This window comes from Aeromonas sp. 600724 (assembly GCF_049175135.1).
Classification (GTDB): domain Bacteria; phylum Pseudomonadota; class Gammaproteobacteria; order Enterobacterales; family Aeromonadaceae; genus Aeromonas; species Aeromonas veronii_A.
On sequence record NZ_JAAKUM010000006.1, the window covers coordinates 25,238 to 42,848 of the forward strand.

Below are 17,611 nucleotides of genomic sequence, written 5' to 3' on the forward strand. Positions count from 1 at the left end.
CGGGGGAATAGCAGTGGTTTAGAGTAGGCGACTTCAACTGCTGAGGAATAACTCATGAACAACCAGTTTGCCGTCATCGGCCTGGGCCTGTTTGGCAGCGCGCTGTGCGAAGAGCTGCAACGGCAAGATGCCGAAGTACTGGCCATCGATATCGACGAGAGCAAGACCCGGCAAATCGCCGCCCTCTGCAATCACGTTATCGTGGCCGACGCCACCGATGAGGCCACCGTGGCCGAGCTGGGACTGGCCAATTTCGATATCGTCTTCGTTGCCATCGGTGACAACCTGGAGACCAGCATCCTCACCACCCTCGTCTTGAAAGAGGCGGGCGTGAAGAAGGTGTGGGTCAAGGCGCGCGACAAGTTCCACGCCAAGATCCTGCAGAAAGTGGGCGCCGACAAGGTGATCAACCCGGAGTGGGACATGGGCCGCCGGGTCGCCCAGAGCATGCTGGACAACCGGCTGTTCGACTATCTGGAGCTGGGCCACGACATGGTGCTGACCGAGTTCGTGATTGGCCTACAACAGAACGGCCGGGAACTAGGCGACTTCCATCTGCTGCAACAGAGCGATTTCCAGCTGCTCGCCATCAAGCGTGGTGATGTGCTGCACAACGTGCTGACCGGCAAGATGGAGCTGCAACTGGGCGACATCCTGATCCTGGCGGGCAACAAGCACGCCATCGACCACTGGCTCGAAACCCTATGATCAACTGGCGCAGCAGCTACGCCTTCGCCCTCCATCGGGAGCAGGACTCTCGCTGGAGCGAAGCCCGGCTGATCCTCGGCAGCTTTCTGATCATTCTGCTGATTGGCACCATCTTTCTGGTGCAACCCTCCAGCCACAATGGCGAGGTCACCTTCGTCAACGCCCTGTTTACCGCCACCTCGGCCATCAGCGTGACAGGTCTTGGCGTGGTGGATACCGGCACCGCCTTTACCCTGCAGGGGCAGATTTTCCTGCTGATGCTGATGGAGATCGGCGGTCTGGGCCAGATGACCATGACCCTGCTGCTGATCGCCATCTTCAGCAAACGGGTCGGCCTACGCCAGCAGGTACTGGCCAAGGAGGCGCTGGGACAGGAAGGCTCGGTCAACATCATTCAGCTGGTCAAACGGATCGTGCTGTTCGCCTTTATCGCCCAATTGATCGGTACCGGCATCATGGCGATCCGCTGGGTGCCCGAGATGGGTTGGGTGCACGGCCTCTATGTCAGCTTCTTCCACGCAGTATCGGCCTTCAACAACGCCGGGTTTTCGCTGTTTGCCAACAACCTGATGGACTATAGGGACGACCCCATCATCAGCCTGACCATCGCCGGTCTGCTGATCCTGGGGGGGATCGGCTTTACCGTCATCGTCGATCTGGTGCGCAACCGCCGCTGGCGCAAGCTGAAGCTGCACAGCAAGCTGATGCTGCTGATGACCCCGGCGCTGCTGCTGGCCGGTACCCTGATGTTCTGGCTGCTGGAACACAACAACCCGGGCACCCTCGGCAAGGCCGGTATCGGTGGCCAGCTGCTGGCTGCCTTCTTCCAGTCTGCCAGCGCCCGTACCGCCGGTTTCAATACCATAGATATCGGGCTGATGACCCCGGCGGCGTTGCTGTTCCTGATGATGCTGATGTTTATCGGTGCCGGTGCCACCTCCACCGGTGGCGGTATCAAAGTCACCACCTTCGCGGTCGTGCTGCTGGCGACCAAGGCGTTTCTGACCAAGCGGCCCCATGTCACCGCTTTTGGCCGCACCCTGTCGCCCCAGATCGTGACCCGCTCGCTGGCCATCATCATCGTCAGCACCATGGTGCTGATGCTGGCGATGTTCCTGCTGATGGTGACCGAGGATCTGCCGTTCGACAAAATCATGTTCGAGACCATCTCGGCATTTGCCACCGTCGGCCTCTCCACCGGCATCACCGCCTCCCTGAGCGAGCCGGGCAAGCTGATCCTGGTGCTGGTGATGATCTGCGGCCGTCTCGGCCCCCTGACCCTGGCCTTTATGCTGGCCCGCCCGGTCGAGACCCGCATCCGTTATCCGGAAGAGAACGTCTATACCGGCTGACCAGCCATGAACACGGGGCAGCCACTGGCTGCCCCGTTTTTTTATTCGGCTTGTTGCTGCGCCTTGAGCCAGCGCCCCGGGCTCACCCCCAGCTCCCGCTCGAATGCCCGACCAAAGGCAACACTGCTGCTGTATCCCGCACCCAGCGCCACCTGCACCATGGGCTCCCCCGCCAGCAGTTGCTGGCAGGCGCACGCCATGCGCCAGCGGGTCAGATAACCAAGCGGCGCTTGACCGACCCGCTCCTGAAACCTCGCGGCAAAGCGGGCCCGCGACATGCCGGCCTCCCGCGCCAGCGTGGCCACCGTCCAGGGTTCATCCCCACGCTGATGCATCACCGAGATCGCCTTGGCCAACTGGGGATCGGAAATACCTGCCAGCATCCCCTGCTGACACACCCCTTGCTCGACCAGATGACGCAGCAGCAGGATCAACAGTACCTCCAGCAAGCGGGAGATCAGCGGATCCTGCCCGTAGCGGGGGTGAAACGCCTCGTCAAACAGCTGACTCAGCACCGGCGTCAGGACAGGCAACTCACGTAGCGGCAGCACCAGCGAGCCCGGTAATGCCAGTTGCAACGGCGATGATCCCCCCTTGCCGAATACGACATTGGCGCACACCAAATCACAACCCCCCAGAGTTCTGGGTTCAAGCTTGTGAGGACGTCCCCGAGGGAACAGGATCAGAGTCGGCTCCTCGAGCAGCAAGCTGGCTCCCCCCTCTTCACGCAGCATGACGGCACCGCTGCGCAGCAGATGAAGATGTCCGCCACTCGGGTAATCATCACTGGAGGAGTTCTGGCACAGGTTGCCGGCGAAGAAGATCTTGGCTTCGGGGGAGGCATGAACCAACAGGGCAGAGAGCGGATCCATATTTGAGACTAATAGTATTTATTTGCAGACGATGAGTGATAAACCGTATCACGAATGACGGCACACTGTCTCCCGTACCTTCACTACCACAGGAGAAGATCATGAGCCGTATCCAACCCGTATCCCAACCGCAACCCGCAGCTGCCCAGACCCTGGCCACCCTGCAACGCAATCTGGGTATGGTGCCCAACCTCTACGCTACCCTGGCCCACTCGCCAGCCCTGCTCAATGGCTTCCTGGCCTTTGCCGAGGCGCTTGGCAAGGGGCGTCTCACTGCCCCACAACGGGAGTTGCTGGCACTGGCCATAGGTCAAGCCAACGCCTGCCAATACTGTTTGTCTGCCCACACACTGCTCGCGGGCAAGGCCGGATTCTCGGCCCAGGAGATCCGGGCTGCCCGGCTCGGCCAGGCCTCGGCTCCCCTTGATCACGCCCTGCTGCAACTGGCAACAGCGCTGGTCAGTCAGCGCGGGGTGATCAGTGACGAGCAGCTTGCTAGCGCCCGTGCCGCAGGCGTAGATGACGAGCTGCTGCTGGAGGTGCTCGGCCAGGTGGTGGTCAATACCCTGACCAACTATGGCAACCACCTGGCGGCGACCGAGATCGACTTCCCGCCCGTCACTCTGACCCCTTAAACAAGGAGCCCCCATGCAGCAACATGACAAAGGCTTTCTGGTCGCTCTGGCGGGCGTGGTATTGACCCTGCTCTGGATCGGCGTCTTCAAGTTTACCCCGACAGAGGCAGCCGCCATCAAACCACTGGTAGCCAGCCACCCCTTGATGAGCTGGCTCTATGGCCCCCTGTCGGAACAGAGCGTATCGAACCTGATCGGGGTGGTCGAGATAGTGATCGCCATCGGGCTGGTCGTGGGTCTGTGGCAACCTCGCATCGGTTACTGGTGCAGCATGGGGGCTATCGTCACCTTCCTGGCGACGCTGAGCTTCCTGCTGACTCTGACAGGTGTCTGGAAGATGGTTGACGGCGTGCCAGTCACCGAGTTCTTCCTGTTCAAGGACCTGGTGTTTCTCGGTGTGGTTCTGCACTACCAGCACAGGATCCGTGCCAGCTTGTCCACTCAGGCAGCCTGACAACAATGCCTTTGGCGCCCAGGATGGGCGCCTTTTTTCGTTATGCAGCACTGGTCTGGCGCTTGCTGGTCGTCTTGCGCGGTCGGGGCCCGCCAGTCTTGCGCTTGGTAAAACGCCGCTTGCCGGCCCTCGGTGCCTCCTTGGGCAGGGCGCTGAAGCTGGCGCCGGAGTCCTGCCGCGCCCCCTCGATCAGACCGTTGAGCTGCTCGGTGAGCGGCCCCATAAACTGCTGATAGCTGCCGTGGCGCTCGGCGATCTGGCCGAGGCTCTGCTCCCACAGCGCCGTCATATCCGGCGTGGTGGCCGTCGCAGGCAGCGCCTGTACCAGCGCCCGCCCGGTCGGGGTCGCCTTGATGCTCTTGCCCTGACGCACCAGAAAGCGACGCTTGAACAGCAGGTCGATGATACCCGCCCGGGTCGCTTCTGTGCCGAGGCCATCGGTGTCGCGCAGGGTCTTGCGGATCTCGGGATCCTGCACATAACGAGCGATGCCGGTCATAGCCGCCAGCAGGGTGGCATCGGTGAACGACTTGGGCGGCTGGGTCATCTTCTCCTGCAGTTCGCCCCGCTCGCACAGCAGTTGCTCTCCCTCTTTCAGGGCAGGCAGCGTGCCCGCCTTCTCTTCGTCGTCATCCTCCTCCACTCCGAGCAGCGCCTTCCAGCCCGCCTTGAGGATTCGCCGCGCCTTGGCCTGAAACAGGCCACCGGCGATGCGCAGCAGCACCTTGCTGTCGTTGTATTCGAACGGGGGATAGAACTGTAGCAGATACTGGCGGGCAATCAGGCCATAGAGCTTCGCCTCGTCGGCCCCCAGTGTGGCGGGGTTGCCCTGCTTCTCGGTGGGGATGATGGCGTGGTGGGCATCCACCTTGCTATCGTTCCACGCCTTACTGCGGATCTTGCCATCAGCCTCGCTCACCGCCTTGGCCAGTGCAGGCGCTGTAGCGGCGATGGCACCGCGCACCTGCTCGGCCCGCTTGAAGTGGTCGGTCGGCAGATAGCGGCTGTCGGAACGCGGATAGGTGATGAGCTTGTGACGCTCGTAGAGGCTCTGGCAGATATCGAGCACCCGCTTGGCATCCATACCGAACCGTTTGGCGGCATCGATCTGCAGGCTGGAGAGGTTGTAGGGCAGCGGCGCCGCCTGCTTGCGGGCATGCTCCTCCACCGATTCGACCTGTGCCGGTTGGCCGTTAATCCGACTCACCACCTTGTCGGCCAGCGCCCGGTTGAGCACCCGCCCCTCCTCATCTTGCCACGGCAGGCAGGCTTCCGATGGCAGCCACTTGGCGGTGAAGCGCTCGTTGCTATCGGTCAGCAGATGGGCCAGCACCTCGTAGAAGGGTTTGGGGACGAAGGCCTCGATCTCGAGATCCCGCCGCACCACCAGCCCCAGCAGCGGGGTCTGCACCCGACCGACCGAGAGCAGCTCGCTACAACCGGCCTTGCGGCCGAGCAGGGTATAGGCGCGGGTCATGTTGATGCCGTAGAGCCAGTCGGCCCGACTGCGGGCCAGCGCCGAGACCGCCAGCGGTACGAATTCCTTGTTGTCCCTCAGCTTCTCGAGAGCGCGGCGCACCGCTGGCGGGTTGAGATCGCTGATGAGGCAACGCTGCACCGGCTTGGTTTTCGGGTAGCCGAGAAAGTCGATCACCTCGTCCACCAGCAACTGCCCTTCCCGGTCCGGGTCACCGGCATTAACCACGCAGTCCGCCTGCTTGATCAGTCGCTTGATGACGGTGAGCTGGGCTTTGGTCTTGGGCTTGGCCACCAGCTGCCACTGGGCGGGGATGATGGGGAGATGCTCCATCCGCCACTGCTTGAAGGCGGCGTCATAGGCATCGGGCTCGGCCTGCTCCAGCAGATGGCCGATACACCAGGTGACCACATCACCCTGGGCGGTTTCGATAAAACCGTCGCCCTTCTTGTGGGGCTTGGGCAGGGCATCGGCAATGGCACGGCCCAGCGTGGGCTTCTCGGCGATAAAGAGTCGCATCGGTGGCTACCTGCAATACTGTATATGCAGACAGTATACAACTGCCACCGCGAAAGCCCAACTGCCCCTACTCGTCGAACGGGTGATCGTGGATGGCGGCAAACAGCCGCGCCTGATTGAGCAGCGGCGCATAGTGGAAGGCATTTTCGCCATCTTCCGCCAGCAGGTAGTCGGTCAGCTGTTCGCGCACCGCCTCTTGCAGGGTCTCCAGCTTCCACGGTTTGGCAAGGTAGTAGTGCAAACCGCCGCGGTTGACCGCATCGACGGTGGCCTCCAGCCCCGCTTGTCCGGTCAGCAGCAATTTGCGGCTGGCCCGGGTGGAGGCTCGCCGGTTCAGCTCCACCAGAAAATCGACTCCCAGGGTTCCCGGCATGATGTGGTCACAGAGGATCAGCGCCAGCTTGTTGCCGTCGTGCTCCCACTCCTCCACCACCGCTCGCGCCTCATCGACGCTCTCGGCGGCTTCCAGTTCGAAGTGGGAGCGGAACGGGGCGAGATCGTGGATCACCGCATCCAGCACCTCCCGCTCATCGTCCACACACAGGATCAGATAGTGTTTGTTCATTGCTCCTCCTTGGCGACATGGTTTGGCACGCCGCGCGATTGATGCTGGCGACGGCTCAGGCCGCATGCTCCTTGTTGTGATGAGGTTCGCCCCCGTAACCGGCCTGCCCCATGCCGTCCAGCGGTAGACAGACCCGCATCCGGGTGTAACGGCCCGGTTCGGAGGCCACCTCGATCCGGCCGTGGTGCTGCTGAACTATCTGCAACGAGACACTCAGACCAATCCCGAGGCCGAAATGGCCCTCCCGCTTGGTGGTGAAGTTGAGATCGAAGATCCGCTGCCACAGCTCGGGCTCGATGCCGCAACCACTATCCTCTATCTCCACCATGACCCACTCGGGATCCAGCAACCCGGTGCGAATGGTGAGTCGCCCCGGGCCGCTCATGGCATCCAGACTGTTGGCGATCAGGTTGGTCCACACCTGCTGCAGGGCGATGGGGTGACAGCGCACCAGCGGCAGCGGCTGGTACTCCTTGCAGAGATCATGATGCTTGAGGCGGTTTTCGAAAATCATCAAGGTATCTTCCAGCCCCTCGTGCAGGTCCACCAGCGAGGGTTCATCCCTGTCCTGCCGGGCATACTGCTTGAGGCTCTTGACCAGATCGCCGATGCGACGGGCGCACACCTCGATATTGCGCAGGAAGCTGCCGGTCTGCTGGAACAGCTCCAGCCGGGAGAGCAGCGCCTCCCGCTCGTCGGCAGTGCGGCTGGCAAACCAGCGTTGCCAGTTCAGCTCGTCATCCAGATTCATCTGCACCGCCAGCCGCGCCTGCTGGCGATCGCCAAAGCGCCCTTCAGCCTGCCGGGTCTTGTCACGGATCTCGCTGGTCGAGACCGGCTGGGAAGAGAGCGCCTGACAGAGGGTCTGGTTGCCCAGCCCCTTGATGGGTGCTGGCAGCTCGAGATTGACCAGATCGGGGATGGCGGCCCGCAGAGTCTCGCTGCCACGAATAATGGCCGCCACCGGGTTGTTCAGCTCGTGGGCAACACCAGCCACCAGCTGGCCTAGCATCGCCATCTTTTCGCTCTCCACCAGCTGGGCGTAGGCGGCATCGAGGGAGTTGAGGGTCTGTTGCAACCGCATCTCGGTACGGATGCTGTTTTGCAGACGGCGGTTGAAGTGGCGCAGCAGCAGGTTGGTAAAGGAGGGGAGCAGTTCGCTGCGCGCCTGCATCACCCGGGAGAATTGCAGCTTGTCGAGCTTGATCACCTCGGCACCGGTCAGGGTCACGCCGGTGGTGAAGGCGGGTTCGCCGGTGACGAAGGACATGCCCCCCACCAGCGAGCCGGTACGGTAGTGCACCACCTCCTGATCGATCCCCTGCTCGTCCCGCTTGCGCAGCACCACCTCCCCCTTGGCGATAAACCAGAGGAAGCTGTTGGGCTCCCCCTCGCGGGTCAGCACATGGCCCGGGCTGTAGTGGCGGCAGACCCGCTCCTCGTCATTGCCCTCGAAAAACTGGTAGAGGCCGTCGATCACCACCCGGGAGAGTTCTTCATCGCTGCAGTGGGTGTAATCCATAAAGCCCTGCCGATAGGCTGCCAACTGGCGATCGACGTGGGCTCGCAGCAGCTTCTGGTTGTCGAGCACGGCGGCATAGCTCAGCAGATCCGCCTCGGGACGCTGCAATACAAAGTGGCTCGCCTGCTCGATCACCGCCCGGCGCAGGCTGCCATCGCGCCAGGGGCGTTGCAGGTAGTAGTCGAGACGACCGAGGTTCACCGCCTCGATGATCGATTTCATCTCGGGCTGGCTGCCCAGCAGGATCTTGCGGCACGCCTCATGACGGCTGCCGAGGCGGATCAGAAAATCGGCCCCTCGCCCATCCCCCAGCTCGCTGTCACACACCACTACGGCGGGTGGCTGCCCCTTGCGATCCAGCTCGTCCAAGGCCAGCTCAGCCGACCCCTGACCGACTACCACCACCAGCGCGAAATGGCCGAGCAGCGGAGCCAACTCCTGTTCGAATTCGGCCAGCAGTTGCACGTTGGCGGCGACACACAGCAGTGAGAAAGGGCTCATCAGCGACACTCCGTTGAGGCTCACTGCTCACTATATCAGCGAATCTTGTGGGGTTTTGCGAGGGGGCTAACAGCTGTCGCGGAAAGTGCACAAATAGATAAAACAGAAAACAACTGAATTTAATTCGATAAATGTGTCAATGGCGAAATAAAAGGCAAAATGTGACAACAATCAAAAATATAAACCATGATGAAGGTCAACGCCTTATCCCTATCATTACTACTACTATTGGACTAGTACTATGTAGGTAATTATTGACCGTAGGAAAACGCCGCCATGATTGGAAAACTGATAAGAAAAACCTGGTTCTGGCTCCTGCTGCTCGGGGCCCTGCTGGGTGTCGCGGCACTGGGTGTCACCGTGACCGTGCTGCACAAGACCAGCTCCACCGAATTCTGCGTCTCCTGCCACTCCATGCAGACTCCGCTCGCCGAGTATCAGGGCAGTGTCCACTTCCAGAACACCAAGGGGATCCGCGCCGAGTGCGCCGACTGCCACATCCCGGGCGACCCCACCTCCTACCTGTGGACCAAGATCCGCGCCGTGAAGGATATCTATCACGAGGCGATCGGCACGCTGGATACCCCGGAAAAGTATGAAGCCCACAAGCTGCGGATGGCCCAGTCCGTCTGGGACGAGCTGAAAGCCAACGACTCCGCCACCTGCCGCAGCTGCCACAGCTACGAGGCGATGGACATTCTGGCCCAGCGCCCCAATGCCCGTGCCGAGCACCCGGTCGCCATCAAGGAAGGCCAGACCTGTATCGACTGCCACCGCGGTGTCGCTCACATCATGCCTGACATGAGCGGCCTGGCTGCCGCCGGTGCCAGCGAGCTGGCGCAGGCTGCGGCCCAGACCCCGGCCAACGTCACCACCCGTTACGCCATCGCCACCACCCCGCTGTTCCTCGATGCTGCCGCCAAGACCGACGAAGGCACCCTGATGCCCTCCACCAAGGTGGAAGTGCTGGCCAACGAAAACGGCCGCGCCAAGGTGCAGATCGAAGGCTGGCAACAGGATGGTGTGAGCGAAGTGTTCTACGCCGCACCGGGCAAACGGATCCTCAGCGTACTGGTCGGCGATGCCGCCAAGAAAGCACTGGTCACCGGCCAGAGCGAAACCGACAGCGCCACCAACCTCACCTGGCATCAGGTCAAGCTGACCGCCTGGGTCGACCAAAGCCAGCTCATCGGCGATCAGGGCAAGCTGTGGCAATACGCCTCCACCCTGATGTCCAACAACTGTACCGGCTGCCACGGCCTCACCGCGCTGGATCACTTCAATGCCAACCAGTGGATCGGCGTCATCAAGGGGATGGAATCTCGTACCTCCCTGACCCCGGAACAGGCTCGCATGTTGACCCAGTATGTCCAGAAACACGCCAGTGACATGAGCGCGGCCCACTAAGGCTGGCACAGAGGAAAACCGTTATGACTTTTTTCAATGACAAGAAGACCAATCTGTCCCGCCGCAACCTGCTCAAGGGGCTCGGCGCCTGCGCAGCCCTGCCCCTGCTCGGCGGCATTTTTCCCAAGAGTGCGCTGGCGCAAGCCATCAGCACCGCATTGAGTCAGTTCCCGACCCTGGTGCCCGCCCAGAAGGGCATTCTGACTGGCGCCCACTGGGGTGCTTTCGAGGCGATCGTCGAAGATGGCCGCATGGTGCGCGTCCAGCCGGTGGCCGATGATCCGGCGCCAAACGATCTCATCGACATGGCGCCGTTCCAAGTCCACGCCAAGAACCGCATCAAATACCCCATGGTACGCAAGAGTTGGCTGGAGCACGGCCCGGGCGCCAAGCCGGAGCTGCGCGGTGCCGACCAGTGGGTGCGAGTGAGCTGGGACAAGGCGATCGAACTGGTGGCCGGTGAAATCCAGCGAGTGCAGAGTGACTTTGGCCCGCAGGCGATCCACGCCGGCTCCTACGGCTGGAAAAGCGTCGGAATGTTCCACAACAGCCGTACCCTGCTGCACCGCCTGATGAACCTCTCCGGCGGCTTCACCGGTTATGCCGGTGACTATTCCACCGGCGCGGCTCAGGTGATCATGTCCCACGTGATGGGTTCCATCGAGGTGTACGAGCAGCAGACCGCCTGGCCCAACGTGGTGGAAAACGCCGAACTGGTGGTGCTGTGGGGGGTCAACGCCCAGGTCACCCTGAAGAACAGCTGGAACATGCCGGATCACGAGGGTCAGGCCGGCTTCATGGCCCTCAAGGAGAAAGGTACCCGCGTCATCAGCATCGATCCCATCTACAACGAGACCGCCAAGATGGTCGGCGCCGAGTGGATTGCGCCGAACGCCTACACCGACGTGGCCATGATGCTGGGTGTGGCCCACACCCTCTACAGCGAGAAGAAGCACGATCAGGCTTTCCTCGATCGCTATACCGTCGGCTTCGACAAGTTCCTGAACTACCTGCTCGGCAAGGATGACGGCCAACCGAAGAGCGCCGAGTGGGCGAGCACCGTCTGCGGCGTCGATGCCAAGGTGATCCGCCAGCTGGCCCTCGACATGGCCGCCAAGCGCACCATGATCATGGCCGGTTGGGGCATGCAGCGTCAGCAGCACGGCGAACAGCCGAACTGGATGCTGGTCACTCTGGCCTCCATGCTGGGCCAGATCGGCCTGCCGGGCGGCGGCTACGGCTTCAGCTACCACTACTCCTCCGGTGGCAGCCCCACCGCTAAGGGCGGCATTCTGGCCGGTATCTCCGCCGGTAACGCACCGAAGAACAGCCCGGCCCCGATCCCGGTGGCCCGCATCGCCGACTGTCTCGCCAACCCGGGCAAGACCATCGACTTCAACGGCCGCAAGGTGACCTATCCGGACATCAAGCTGGTCTACGTGGCGGGCGGCAACCCCTTCCACCACCATCAGGACACCAACAACCTGCTGCAGGCGTGGCGCAAACCGCAAACCGTGATCGTCCACGAGCCCTACTGGACGGCGACTGCCAAGCACGCCGACATCGTGCTGCCGGTCACCACCAGCTATGAGCGCAACGATCTGGAGATGGGCGGCGACTACTCCCAGCGCTATGTGTTCCCGATGCATCAGTGCGTGCCGCCCCAGCACGAGTCCCGCAACGACTTCGACATCTTCAGCGCCATCTCCGCCAAGCTGGGCGTGCAGGAGCAGTACACAGAAGGGAAGGACGAGATGCTGTGGCTCAAGCAGATGTACGACGGCATGGCGGCGCAGGCCCGTGGTGCCCGCGTGGCGCTGCCGCCGTTCAACATGTTCTGGGAGTCCAACAACTACATCCGCTTCCCGATCCCCGAGGCCAACCGCCAGTGGATCCGTCACGCCGATTTTCGCGAGAATCCGCTGCTCAACCCGCTCGGCACTCCGTCCGGCAAGATCGAGATCTTCTCCAACACGGTGGCGGGGATGGGTTACGCCGACTGTGCCGGCCATCCCAAGTGGTATGAGCCCAAGGAGTGGGTGAAGAGCGAGGTGGCAGCGCGCTATCCGCTGTCGCTCAACACCTCCCACCCGACCCAGCGGCTGCACTCCCAGCTCGACAACACCCCGCTGCGGGACAAGTTCGCCATCGCAGACCGCGAGGCGATCATGATCCATCCCGCCGACGCCAAGGCTCGCGGCATCGCCCAGGGGGATCTGGTGCGTGCCTTCAACGAACGCGGCCAGATCCTGGTGGGCGCCCTGCTCTCCGAAGATGTGCGCCAAGGGGTGGTGCGGATCTGCGAAGGGGCCTGGTATGACCCGGCCAAGCCGGGCGAAGCGGGCAGCATCTGCAAGAACGGCAACGTCAACTGCCTCACCTTCGACGAAGGCTCGTCCAGTCTGGCGCAGGGCAACTGCGGCCACATGGCCCAGCTGCAGATTGAGAAGTACACAGGCCCGGTGCTGGCCAACACCGCCCACGCGGTACCGGCCAACGGCTAAGGCGATTGCCACCCAATAAAAACGGCGCCATCAAGGCGCCGTTTCTTTATCTGTCTGCCAAAGCGCAGGCATGGGGATGGGTTTAGAACTCCCCCTCCTCCATATACTCCTGCGCGCACTCAACCAGCTGCGGCCACAGCTCTTCCGGCACCCAGGCGTCCGGGTCATCTTCGTCCCCGTCGTACTGGCTCCAGAAATAGCGGCGCAGGCCGGAGGCAAACTCGTCGCTGATCTCGGCCAGCTCCGAGAGCGGCCCCAACCAGGCGATGCGGCGCAGGCCGGAGGCGAGATCGTTGATGGCATCCATCAGGGTGCGATCGTCGAAGCTCTGCTCCACCAGCAGGGTGAAGCGCTCGCGCGCCTGCTCGGTCTGCTCCTCGTCCAGTTCGCCCACATCGGCCAGCAGGTCGACAAAATCTTCCAGCAGATAGGCAATCAGGCCATCCCGATCTTCAAACCACTGGATCTGGGCGCCCTTGACCCCCAGTACAGAGGCATCGAATGAATCGTCAAGATGGCACAGGGCCCACGGATCGTCGGTCATGGTTCTCTTCCTCAGGCTAAAACAAATGCCATATCTTATGCCTAGCTCTCGACCCTTGCCACCTTGGGCAACGAGAGGGAGGCGGCCAGCCCGCCCAGTTCGGCGCGGCCCATAATAAAGCTGCCTCGATAGGCTTCCGCCAGATCGGAGACGATGTTGAGACCGAGACCGGAACCCGGCACCTTCTCGTCGAGCCGCACCCCGCGCAGCACCGCCTTGGCGATCTGATCCTCGCTCATGCCGGGGCCGTCATCCTCGATACGCAGGGTGATCCAGCCCCCCAGCTCGGCGCTGGAGATACGCAGCTCGCTGGCGGACCATTTGAAGGCGTTCTCCAGCAAATTGCCCACCATCTCGTCGAAGTCCTGCTCCTCCACCCCGACCGCCAGATTGGCGGGCACTTGCAGATCCACCGTCTTGCCCGGATAGAGGCGGGAGAAGGCGCGGCAGATATACTCCACCCGTGCCCGCACCGGGGTCGACACCCCGAGGATCTTGGCGGCGCCGGTCACCCGCGCCTTACCGAGGTGATAGTCGATATGGCGCTGGATCTGGTCGAGCTGCTCGCCGATGGCGGCCTGATCCTCCGGCGGCAACTGGGCAACCTGATTGCGCATGATGCTGAGCGGCGTCTTGAGGGCGTGAGCCAGATTGCCGGTGTGGGCACGGGCACGCTGCAGCAGCTCGCCGTAGTGGTGCAGCAGCCGGTTGATATCCTCAACCAGCGGCTGGATCTCCAGCGGATAGCGCAGCCGGAATCCCTCCTGATGACCCTCGTGAACCCGCCCCAGTTCACGGCGCAGCAGATGCAGCGGCCGCAAACCATAGACGATCTGGAACATGAAGCCGAGCACCAGACCGGCGGCGGCAAAGCCGAGACCGAGGAACAGGCTGATGCGAGTTTTCTTCAGGGTCTGGATCAGGGTGCTGCTGTCCTTGGCCATCACCAGGGTAAAGACCCGATCCGAACCGGGCAACAGCACGGTGCGGGTCATGATCAGCAGCGGCTCCTTGTTGGGGCCCTTGCCAAAAAAGAGGTCAGGATCGCCAAAGGCAGACTTGAGGCCACGGCTCACCAGATGGGTGTCCCACAGGGATCGGGAGCGGCCCACCACATTTTCCCCCAGTTCCAACTGCCAGTAGTAGCCGGAGTAAGGTTGGCTGAAACGGGGATCGGCCATCGGTTCGATCACCACAGGTAGACCACTCTTCTCCACCTCCAGCCGGGAGAGCAGATCATAGAGCTGCAGGCGAAGGCCGTCGGCCTCCGCCTCCTGCCAGTAGTTGCGCATCATGGTCTGCAGGCTGAAGCCGGTGGCGAACAGGAACAGCCCGCACCACACCAGCGCAATGGCAAGCAGCCGCCCCCGCAGGGTTCGGACCAGCCTCATTCGTTGATCCGGTATCCGAGACCACGCACTGTCTCAATCAAGTCGGGATGGGTCTTCTTGCGGATCCGGCCGATGAACACCTCTACTGTGTTGGAGTCACGGTCGAAATCCTGAGCGTAGATGTGATCGATCAGCTCGCTGCGCGACACCACCTTGCCCCGATGCTGCATCAGGTAACCCAGCACCCGGAACTCGTGGGCGGTCAGCTTGATGGGGGTCCCTTCGTACCACACCTGGGAAGCGGCCATATCGAGCCGTACCCCGCCAATCTCCAGAACGGAGCTGGCGTTGCCTGCCGCCCGGCGCACCAGCGCATGCACCCGCGCCACCAGCTCGGCCACCTGGAACGGCTTGGTGAGGTAGTCATCGGCACCGGCATTGAGCCCCTCGATCTTCTCGTGCAGTTGGCCACGGGCGGTCAGTACCAGCACCGGGGTATCGATTCCCTTGCTGCGCCACTCCTTCAACACGCTCAGGCCATCGCGCCCAGGCAGGCCGAGGTCGAGAATGATGGCGTCATAGGGTTCGGTCTCACCGAGGAAACCGGCCTCGTTGCCGTCGTGGCAGAGGTCGGTGACAAAGCCGGAGAGGCGCAGCTGTTCGGCCAGCTGACCAGCCAGAATTTTTTCGTCTTCAACAATCAGAATTCGCATGAACAGGCTTCCACACAGGGGTTATTCATCATCCTCGACCGGGGGCTTTGGTGGTTCGAACAACCGCTCCAGATGGTGGCCCTTGGCCCACACCAGCTCAAGGTTGTCGGCCCGATAGGCTACCTTGATCACGCTGTTTTCCCGATCGATGACTCGCAGTTCATAGAGCCAGATACCATCCTCTTCTCCCAGATCCACCCGCAACACCCGCACCGGCAATCTGGCCGCCACCTCCATCATTTCATGGAAGGGCCGAACCCGTCCCTCATGGACAGCTTGCTGCAGCATGGCTTCATCAGGCGTGACCGCCTGTGCCAGCAACGGCAGCAATAACCCAAGCAGAGGGAGCGCTCTATTCATGGATGATTCATCTCCAAAAACCTAACATAATGGCGTTTATAGTCTGCCAGCCATGAATCCGGAATGAATATGATCCCGCGCAGTTTCCTGCTGATCCTTTGCCTGTTGAGTGCCACAAGCTGGGCGGCCCAGAGCCGTCTCGACATGGCCGGGCTGGTCAAACTCCTGCTGGCGCAAGGGTATCACGACATTCGGGAAGTGGAGCTGGAAGGGGACAAATTCGAGGTCAAAACCCTCAATCGCCAGGATCAGAAGGTGCATCTCATCGTCGATGCCTACACTGGCGAGATCAAACAACAAGAGGCCGATTAGGCCTCTTTTGCATTCCAGCGTCCCCGCATGGGGCGCAGCAGCTTATCCCGCCTCGGCCAGAGCAGGGCGCAGGCCAGCAGCAGGTAGATGAGGGGCTCCCCCCAACCGCTCTTGAGCGACCACCAGTAGTGCACCGGTACCAGCAGGGCGATGGCATAGACCCAGTTGTGCAGCTTCTGCCATGCAGCGCCCATGCTGCGCTGCAATGCGGGCAGCGAAGTGATGCTGAGGGCGGCCAGCAGCAGCAGGGCCACCATCCCCACCACTATGTAGCTGCGCTTGACCAGCTCGCCGCCAATCAGCCCCCAGTCAAACTGCAGATCCAGCCCCAGCCACGCCATGAAGTGGAGCAGCGCCCAGGCAAAACACCAGAGCCCGAGGGGGCGGCGCAGCTTGATGAGCTGCCCCTGCCGCCAGCGCTTGGCCAGCGGCGAGACCAACAGGGTGAGCAGCAGCAGATTGAGCGCCCCCTTGCCGAGGTAGTGGATGAGCTCGGGCACCGGATCGCCCCCCAGCAGGCCTGCCGGGATGGCAAAAACCAGCCAGAGCAGGAAGCCGAGGGAGCACAGATGCACCAGCGCCCGCAAGCCGCTGATATGGGCCGGTTTCAATCTCAGTACCATTGGCGCAGATCCATCCCCTGATAGAGCGAGGCGACTTCGTCACCATAGCCGTTGAACATCAGGGTCGGCTGACGCTTGGCGCCAAACACTCCTCCCTCGCCGATGAAACGCTCGCTTGCCTGGCTCCAGCGCGGGTGATCCACCTGCGGGTTGACGTTGGCGTAGAAGCCATATTCGTTGGGAGCCAGCAGGTTCCAGGTGGTGGGCGGCATCTCCTCTACCAGCCGGATCGAGACGATGCTCTTGATGCTCTTGAAGCCATACTTCCACGGCACTACCAGCCGGATCGGCGCGCCATTCTGGGCGGGCAGGGTCTTGCCGTAGAGCCCCATCGCAAGGAATGAGAGAGGGTGCATCGCCTCGTCGATACGCAGCCCCTCCACATAGGGATACTCGATGCCGCCCCCCAAACTGGAGGCCTGCCCCGGCAGCTGTTTCGGATCAAACAGGGTTTCGAAGGCGACAAACTTGGCGCGACTGGTGGGCTCGGCACGGCGGATAATCTCCGCCAGCGAGATGCCGTTCCAGGGCAGTACCATGGACCAGGCTTCAACGCAGCGCAGCCGGTAGATCCGCTCCTCCAGCTCGCTCTTGTTGATGAGGTCCCACACATCGAGGGTAAAGGGCTTGGCCACCTCCCCCTCCACCTTGAGGGTCCAGGGTTCGGGCTTGAGGTAATGTGCGTTGCGAGCCGGGTCGGACTTGTCGGTGCCGAGCTCATAGAAGTTGTTGTAACTGGTGGCCTTCTCTTCCGGTGTCAGCACCAGATTGGCCGGGCGCTCCGCAGGCTTGCTGTTGAGCGGTTTGGTAGCTAATTGGGGGGCATCCTCTTTACCGCGCAGCAGGTCGAGCACTCCGGCCTGAGTGGGGAACGCCAGGGTGGCTGCGCCCAGACCCAGCCCCTTGAGAATAAGGCGGCGGTCCTGATAGACGGCTTCCGGGGTAACATCCTGTTCGGTGAGGGGGTGGGCGGTACGACGCTTGATCAACATTAAAAACTCCCGGGGCTGAGTGAGGCAGTATGGATAAGACCCGCCCCGGCAGATTTTTATTTCACACAAATTTACATCATGTGGTGCAGGGGCAGTGCCTTGGCCATGGTGCCGACCAGAAACAGGACTACGAACACCAGCAGGGGAACGATCACATTTGGCGCCATCAGACTCACTCCATGAGCAGGACAGGGCCTCTAACTATGGCCGACTGTCAGGC

The 17,611-nt window shown here is 62.0% G+C and carries 17 protein-coding genes; 7 read left to right on the plus strand and 10 right to left on the minus strand.

What is annotated here, in order from left to right:
• Positions 1-54 precede the first annotated feature (54 nt).
• Together G5168_RS07155 and G5168_RS07160 are read left to right on the plus strand one after the other, a co-directional pair.
• Complete coding sequence (locus G5168_RS07155; protein WP_005339863.1) at positions 55-708, plus strand: potassium channel family protein; 654 nt, start codon at positions 55-57, stop codon at positions 706-708.
• Positions 705-2,060, plus strand: coding sequence for a TrkH family potassium uptake protein (locus G5168_RS07160; protein ID WP_005356363.1), 1,356 nt, complete (start codon positions 705-707; stop codon positions 2,058-2,060). Before G5168_RS07155 ends, G5168_RS07160 begins: the two co-directional genes overlap by 4 nt.
• A 41-nt stretch (positions 2,061-2,101) precedes the next feature.
• On the opposite strand, the gene G5168_RS07165 is transcribed toward G5168_RS07160, so the two are convergent.
• Positions 2,102-2,932, minus strand: a complete 831-nt coding sequence (locus G5168_RS07165; RefSeq protein WP_227341802.1) for an AraC family transcriptional regulator — start codon at positions 2,930-2,932, stop codon at positions 2,102-2,104.
• Positions 2,933-3,033: 101 nt separating this feature from the next.
• Between G5168_RS07165 and G5168_RS07170 the strand changes: the two genes are divergently transcribed.
• Both G5168_RS07170 and G5168_RS07175 read left to right on the plus strand, forming a co-directional pair.
• The gene (locus G5168_RS07170; RefSeq protein WP_139412137.1) at positions 3,034-3,567 is read left to right on the plus strand and encodes a carboxymuconolactone decarboxylase family protein; all 534 of its coding nucleotides are present in this window, start codon (positions 3,034-3,036) and stop codon (positions 3,565-3,567) included.
• 13 nt (positions 3,568-3,580) lie between these two features.
• Positions 3,581-4,021, plus strand: coding sequence for a DUF417 family protein (locus G5168_RS07175; protein WP_005357613.1), 441 nt, complete (start codon positions 3,581-3,583; stop codon positions 4,019-4,021).
• Positions 4,022-4,061: 40 nt separating this feature from the next.
• Here the strand turns inward: G5168_RS07175 and G5168_RS07180 are convergent, their stop codons facing one another.
• The 3 genes from G5168_RS07180 to G5168_RS07190 all read right to left on the minus strand — a co-directional run bounded on the left by G5168_RS07180 (position 4,062) and on the right by G5168_RS07190 (position 8,605).
• The gene (locus G5168_RS07180) at positions 4,062-6,017 is read right to left on the minus strand and encodes a DNA topoisomerase III (RefSeq protein WP_227341801.1); all 1,956 of its coding nucleotides are present in this window, start codon (positions 6,015-6,017) and stop codon (positions 4,062-4,064) included.
• 67 nt (positions 6,018-6,084) lie between these two features.
• Positions 6,085-6,582 carry a response regulator gene (locus G5168_RS07185; protein ID WP_227341800.1) on the minus strand — a complete coding sequence of 166 codons (498 nt, stop codon included), beginning with the start codon at positions 6,580-6,582 and terminating at the stop codon, positions 6,085-6,087.
• A 55-nt stretch (positions 6,583-6,637) separates the two neighbouring features.
• Positions 6,638-8,605, minus strand: a complete 1,968-nt coding sequence (locus G5168_RS07190; RefSeq protein ID WP_421231097.1) for an ATP-binding protein — start codon at positions 8,603-8,605, stop codon at positions 6,638-6,640.
• Positions 8,606-8,881: 276 nt separating this feature from the next.
• On the opposite strand from G5168_RS07190, the gene G5168_RS07195 reads away from it, so the two are divergent.
• Both G5168_RS07195 and torA read left to right on the plus strand, forming a co-directional pair.
• Positions 8,882-10,012, plus strand: coding sequence for a NapC/NirT family cytochrome c (locus tag G5168_RS07195; protein WP_005339847.1), 1,131 nt, complete (start codon positions 8,882-8,884; stop codon positions 10,010-10,012).
• 23 nt (positions 10,013-10,035) lie between these two features.
• Positions 10,036-12,516, plus strand: coding sequence for a trimethylamine-N-oxide reductase TorA (torA, locus tag G5168_RS07200; protein ID WP_421252032.1), 2,481 nt, complete (start codon positions 10,036-10,038; stop codon positions 12,514-12,516).
• Positions 12,517-12,598: 82 nt separating this feature from the next.
• Here the strand turns inward: torA and G5168_RS07205 are convergent, their stop codons facing one another.
• Genes G5168_RS07205 through G5168_RS07220 form a run of 4 tightly spaced genes read right to left on the minus strand, consistent with a single transcriptional unit; the run spans position 12,599 to position 15,464 of the window.
• Positions 12,599-13,060 (minus strand): hypothetical protein, encoded by a 462-nt coding sequence (locus tag G5168_RS07205; RefSeq protein ID WP_040070042.1) that lies wholly within the window; start codon positions 13,058-13,060, stop codon positions 12,599-12,601.
• A 41-nt stretch (positions 13,061-13,101) separates the two neighbouring features.
• Positions 13,102-14,451, minus strand: a complete 1,350-nt coding sequence (locus tag G5168_RS07210; RefSeq protein WP_216952239.1) for a sensor histidine kinase — start codon at positions 14,449-14,451, stop codon at positions 13,102-13,104.
• Positions 14,448-15,104 (minus strand): response regulator transcription factor, encoded by a 657-nt coding sequence (locus G5168_RS07215; RefSeq protein ID WP_005341873.1) that lies wholly within the window; start codon positions 15,102-15,104, stop codon positions 14,448-14,450. The genes G5168_RS07210 and G5168_RS07215 overlap by 4 nt, the downstream gene beginning before the upstream one ends.
• A 21-nt stretch (positions 15,105-15,125) precedes the next feature.
• Positions 15,126-15,464, minus strand: coding sequence for a PepSY domain-containing protein (locus G5168_RS07220; protein WP_005339825.1), 339 nt, complete (start codon positions 15,462-15,464; stop codon positions 15,126-15,128).
• Between the two features lie 63 nt (positions 15,465-15,527).
• Here G5168_RS07220 and G5168_RS07225 point away from each other — a divergent pair, with 63 nt between their 5' ends.
• Positions 15,528-15,776 (plus strand): PepSY domain-containing protein, encoded by a 249-nt coding sequence (locus G5168_RS07225; RefSeq protein WP_013724184.1) that lies wholly within the window; start codon positions 15,528-15,530, stop codon positions 15,774-15,776.
• Here G5168_RS07225 and msrQ read toward each other — a convergent pair.
• Together msrQ and msrP are read right to left on the minus strand one after the other, a co-directional pair.
• Positions 15,773-16,399, minus strand: a complete 627-nt coding sequence (gene msrQ / locus G5168_RS07230; protein ID WP_421252033.1) for a protein-methionine-sulfoxide reductase heme-binding subunit MsrQ — start codon at positions 16,397-16,399, stop codon at positions 15,773-15,775. The genes G5168_RS07225 and msrQ overlap by 4 nt on opposite strands.
• Positions 16,390-17,391, minus strand: coding sequence for a protein-methionine-sulfoxide reductase catalytic subunit MsrP (msrP, locus tag G5168_RS07235; RefSeq protein ID WP_184236585.1), 1,002 nt, complete (start codon positions 17,389-17,391; stop codon positions 16,390-16,392). The genes msrQ and msrP overlap by 10 nt, the downstream gene beginning before the upstream one ends.
• Positions 17,392-17,611: the final 220 nt, after the last annotated feature.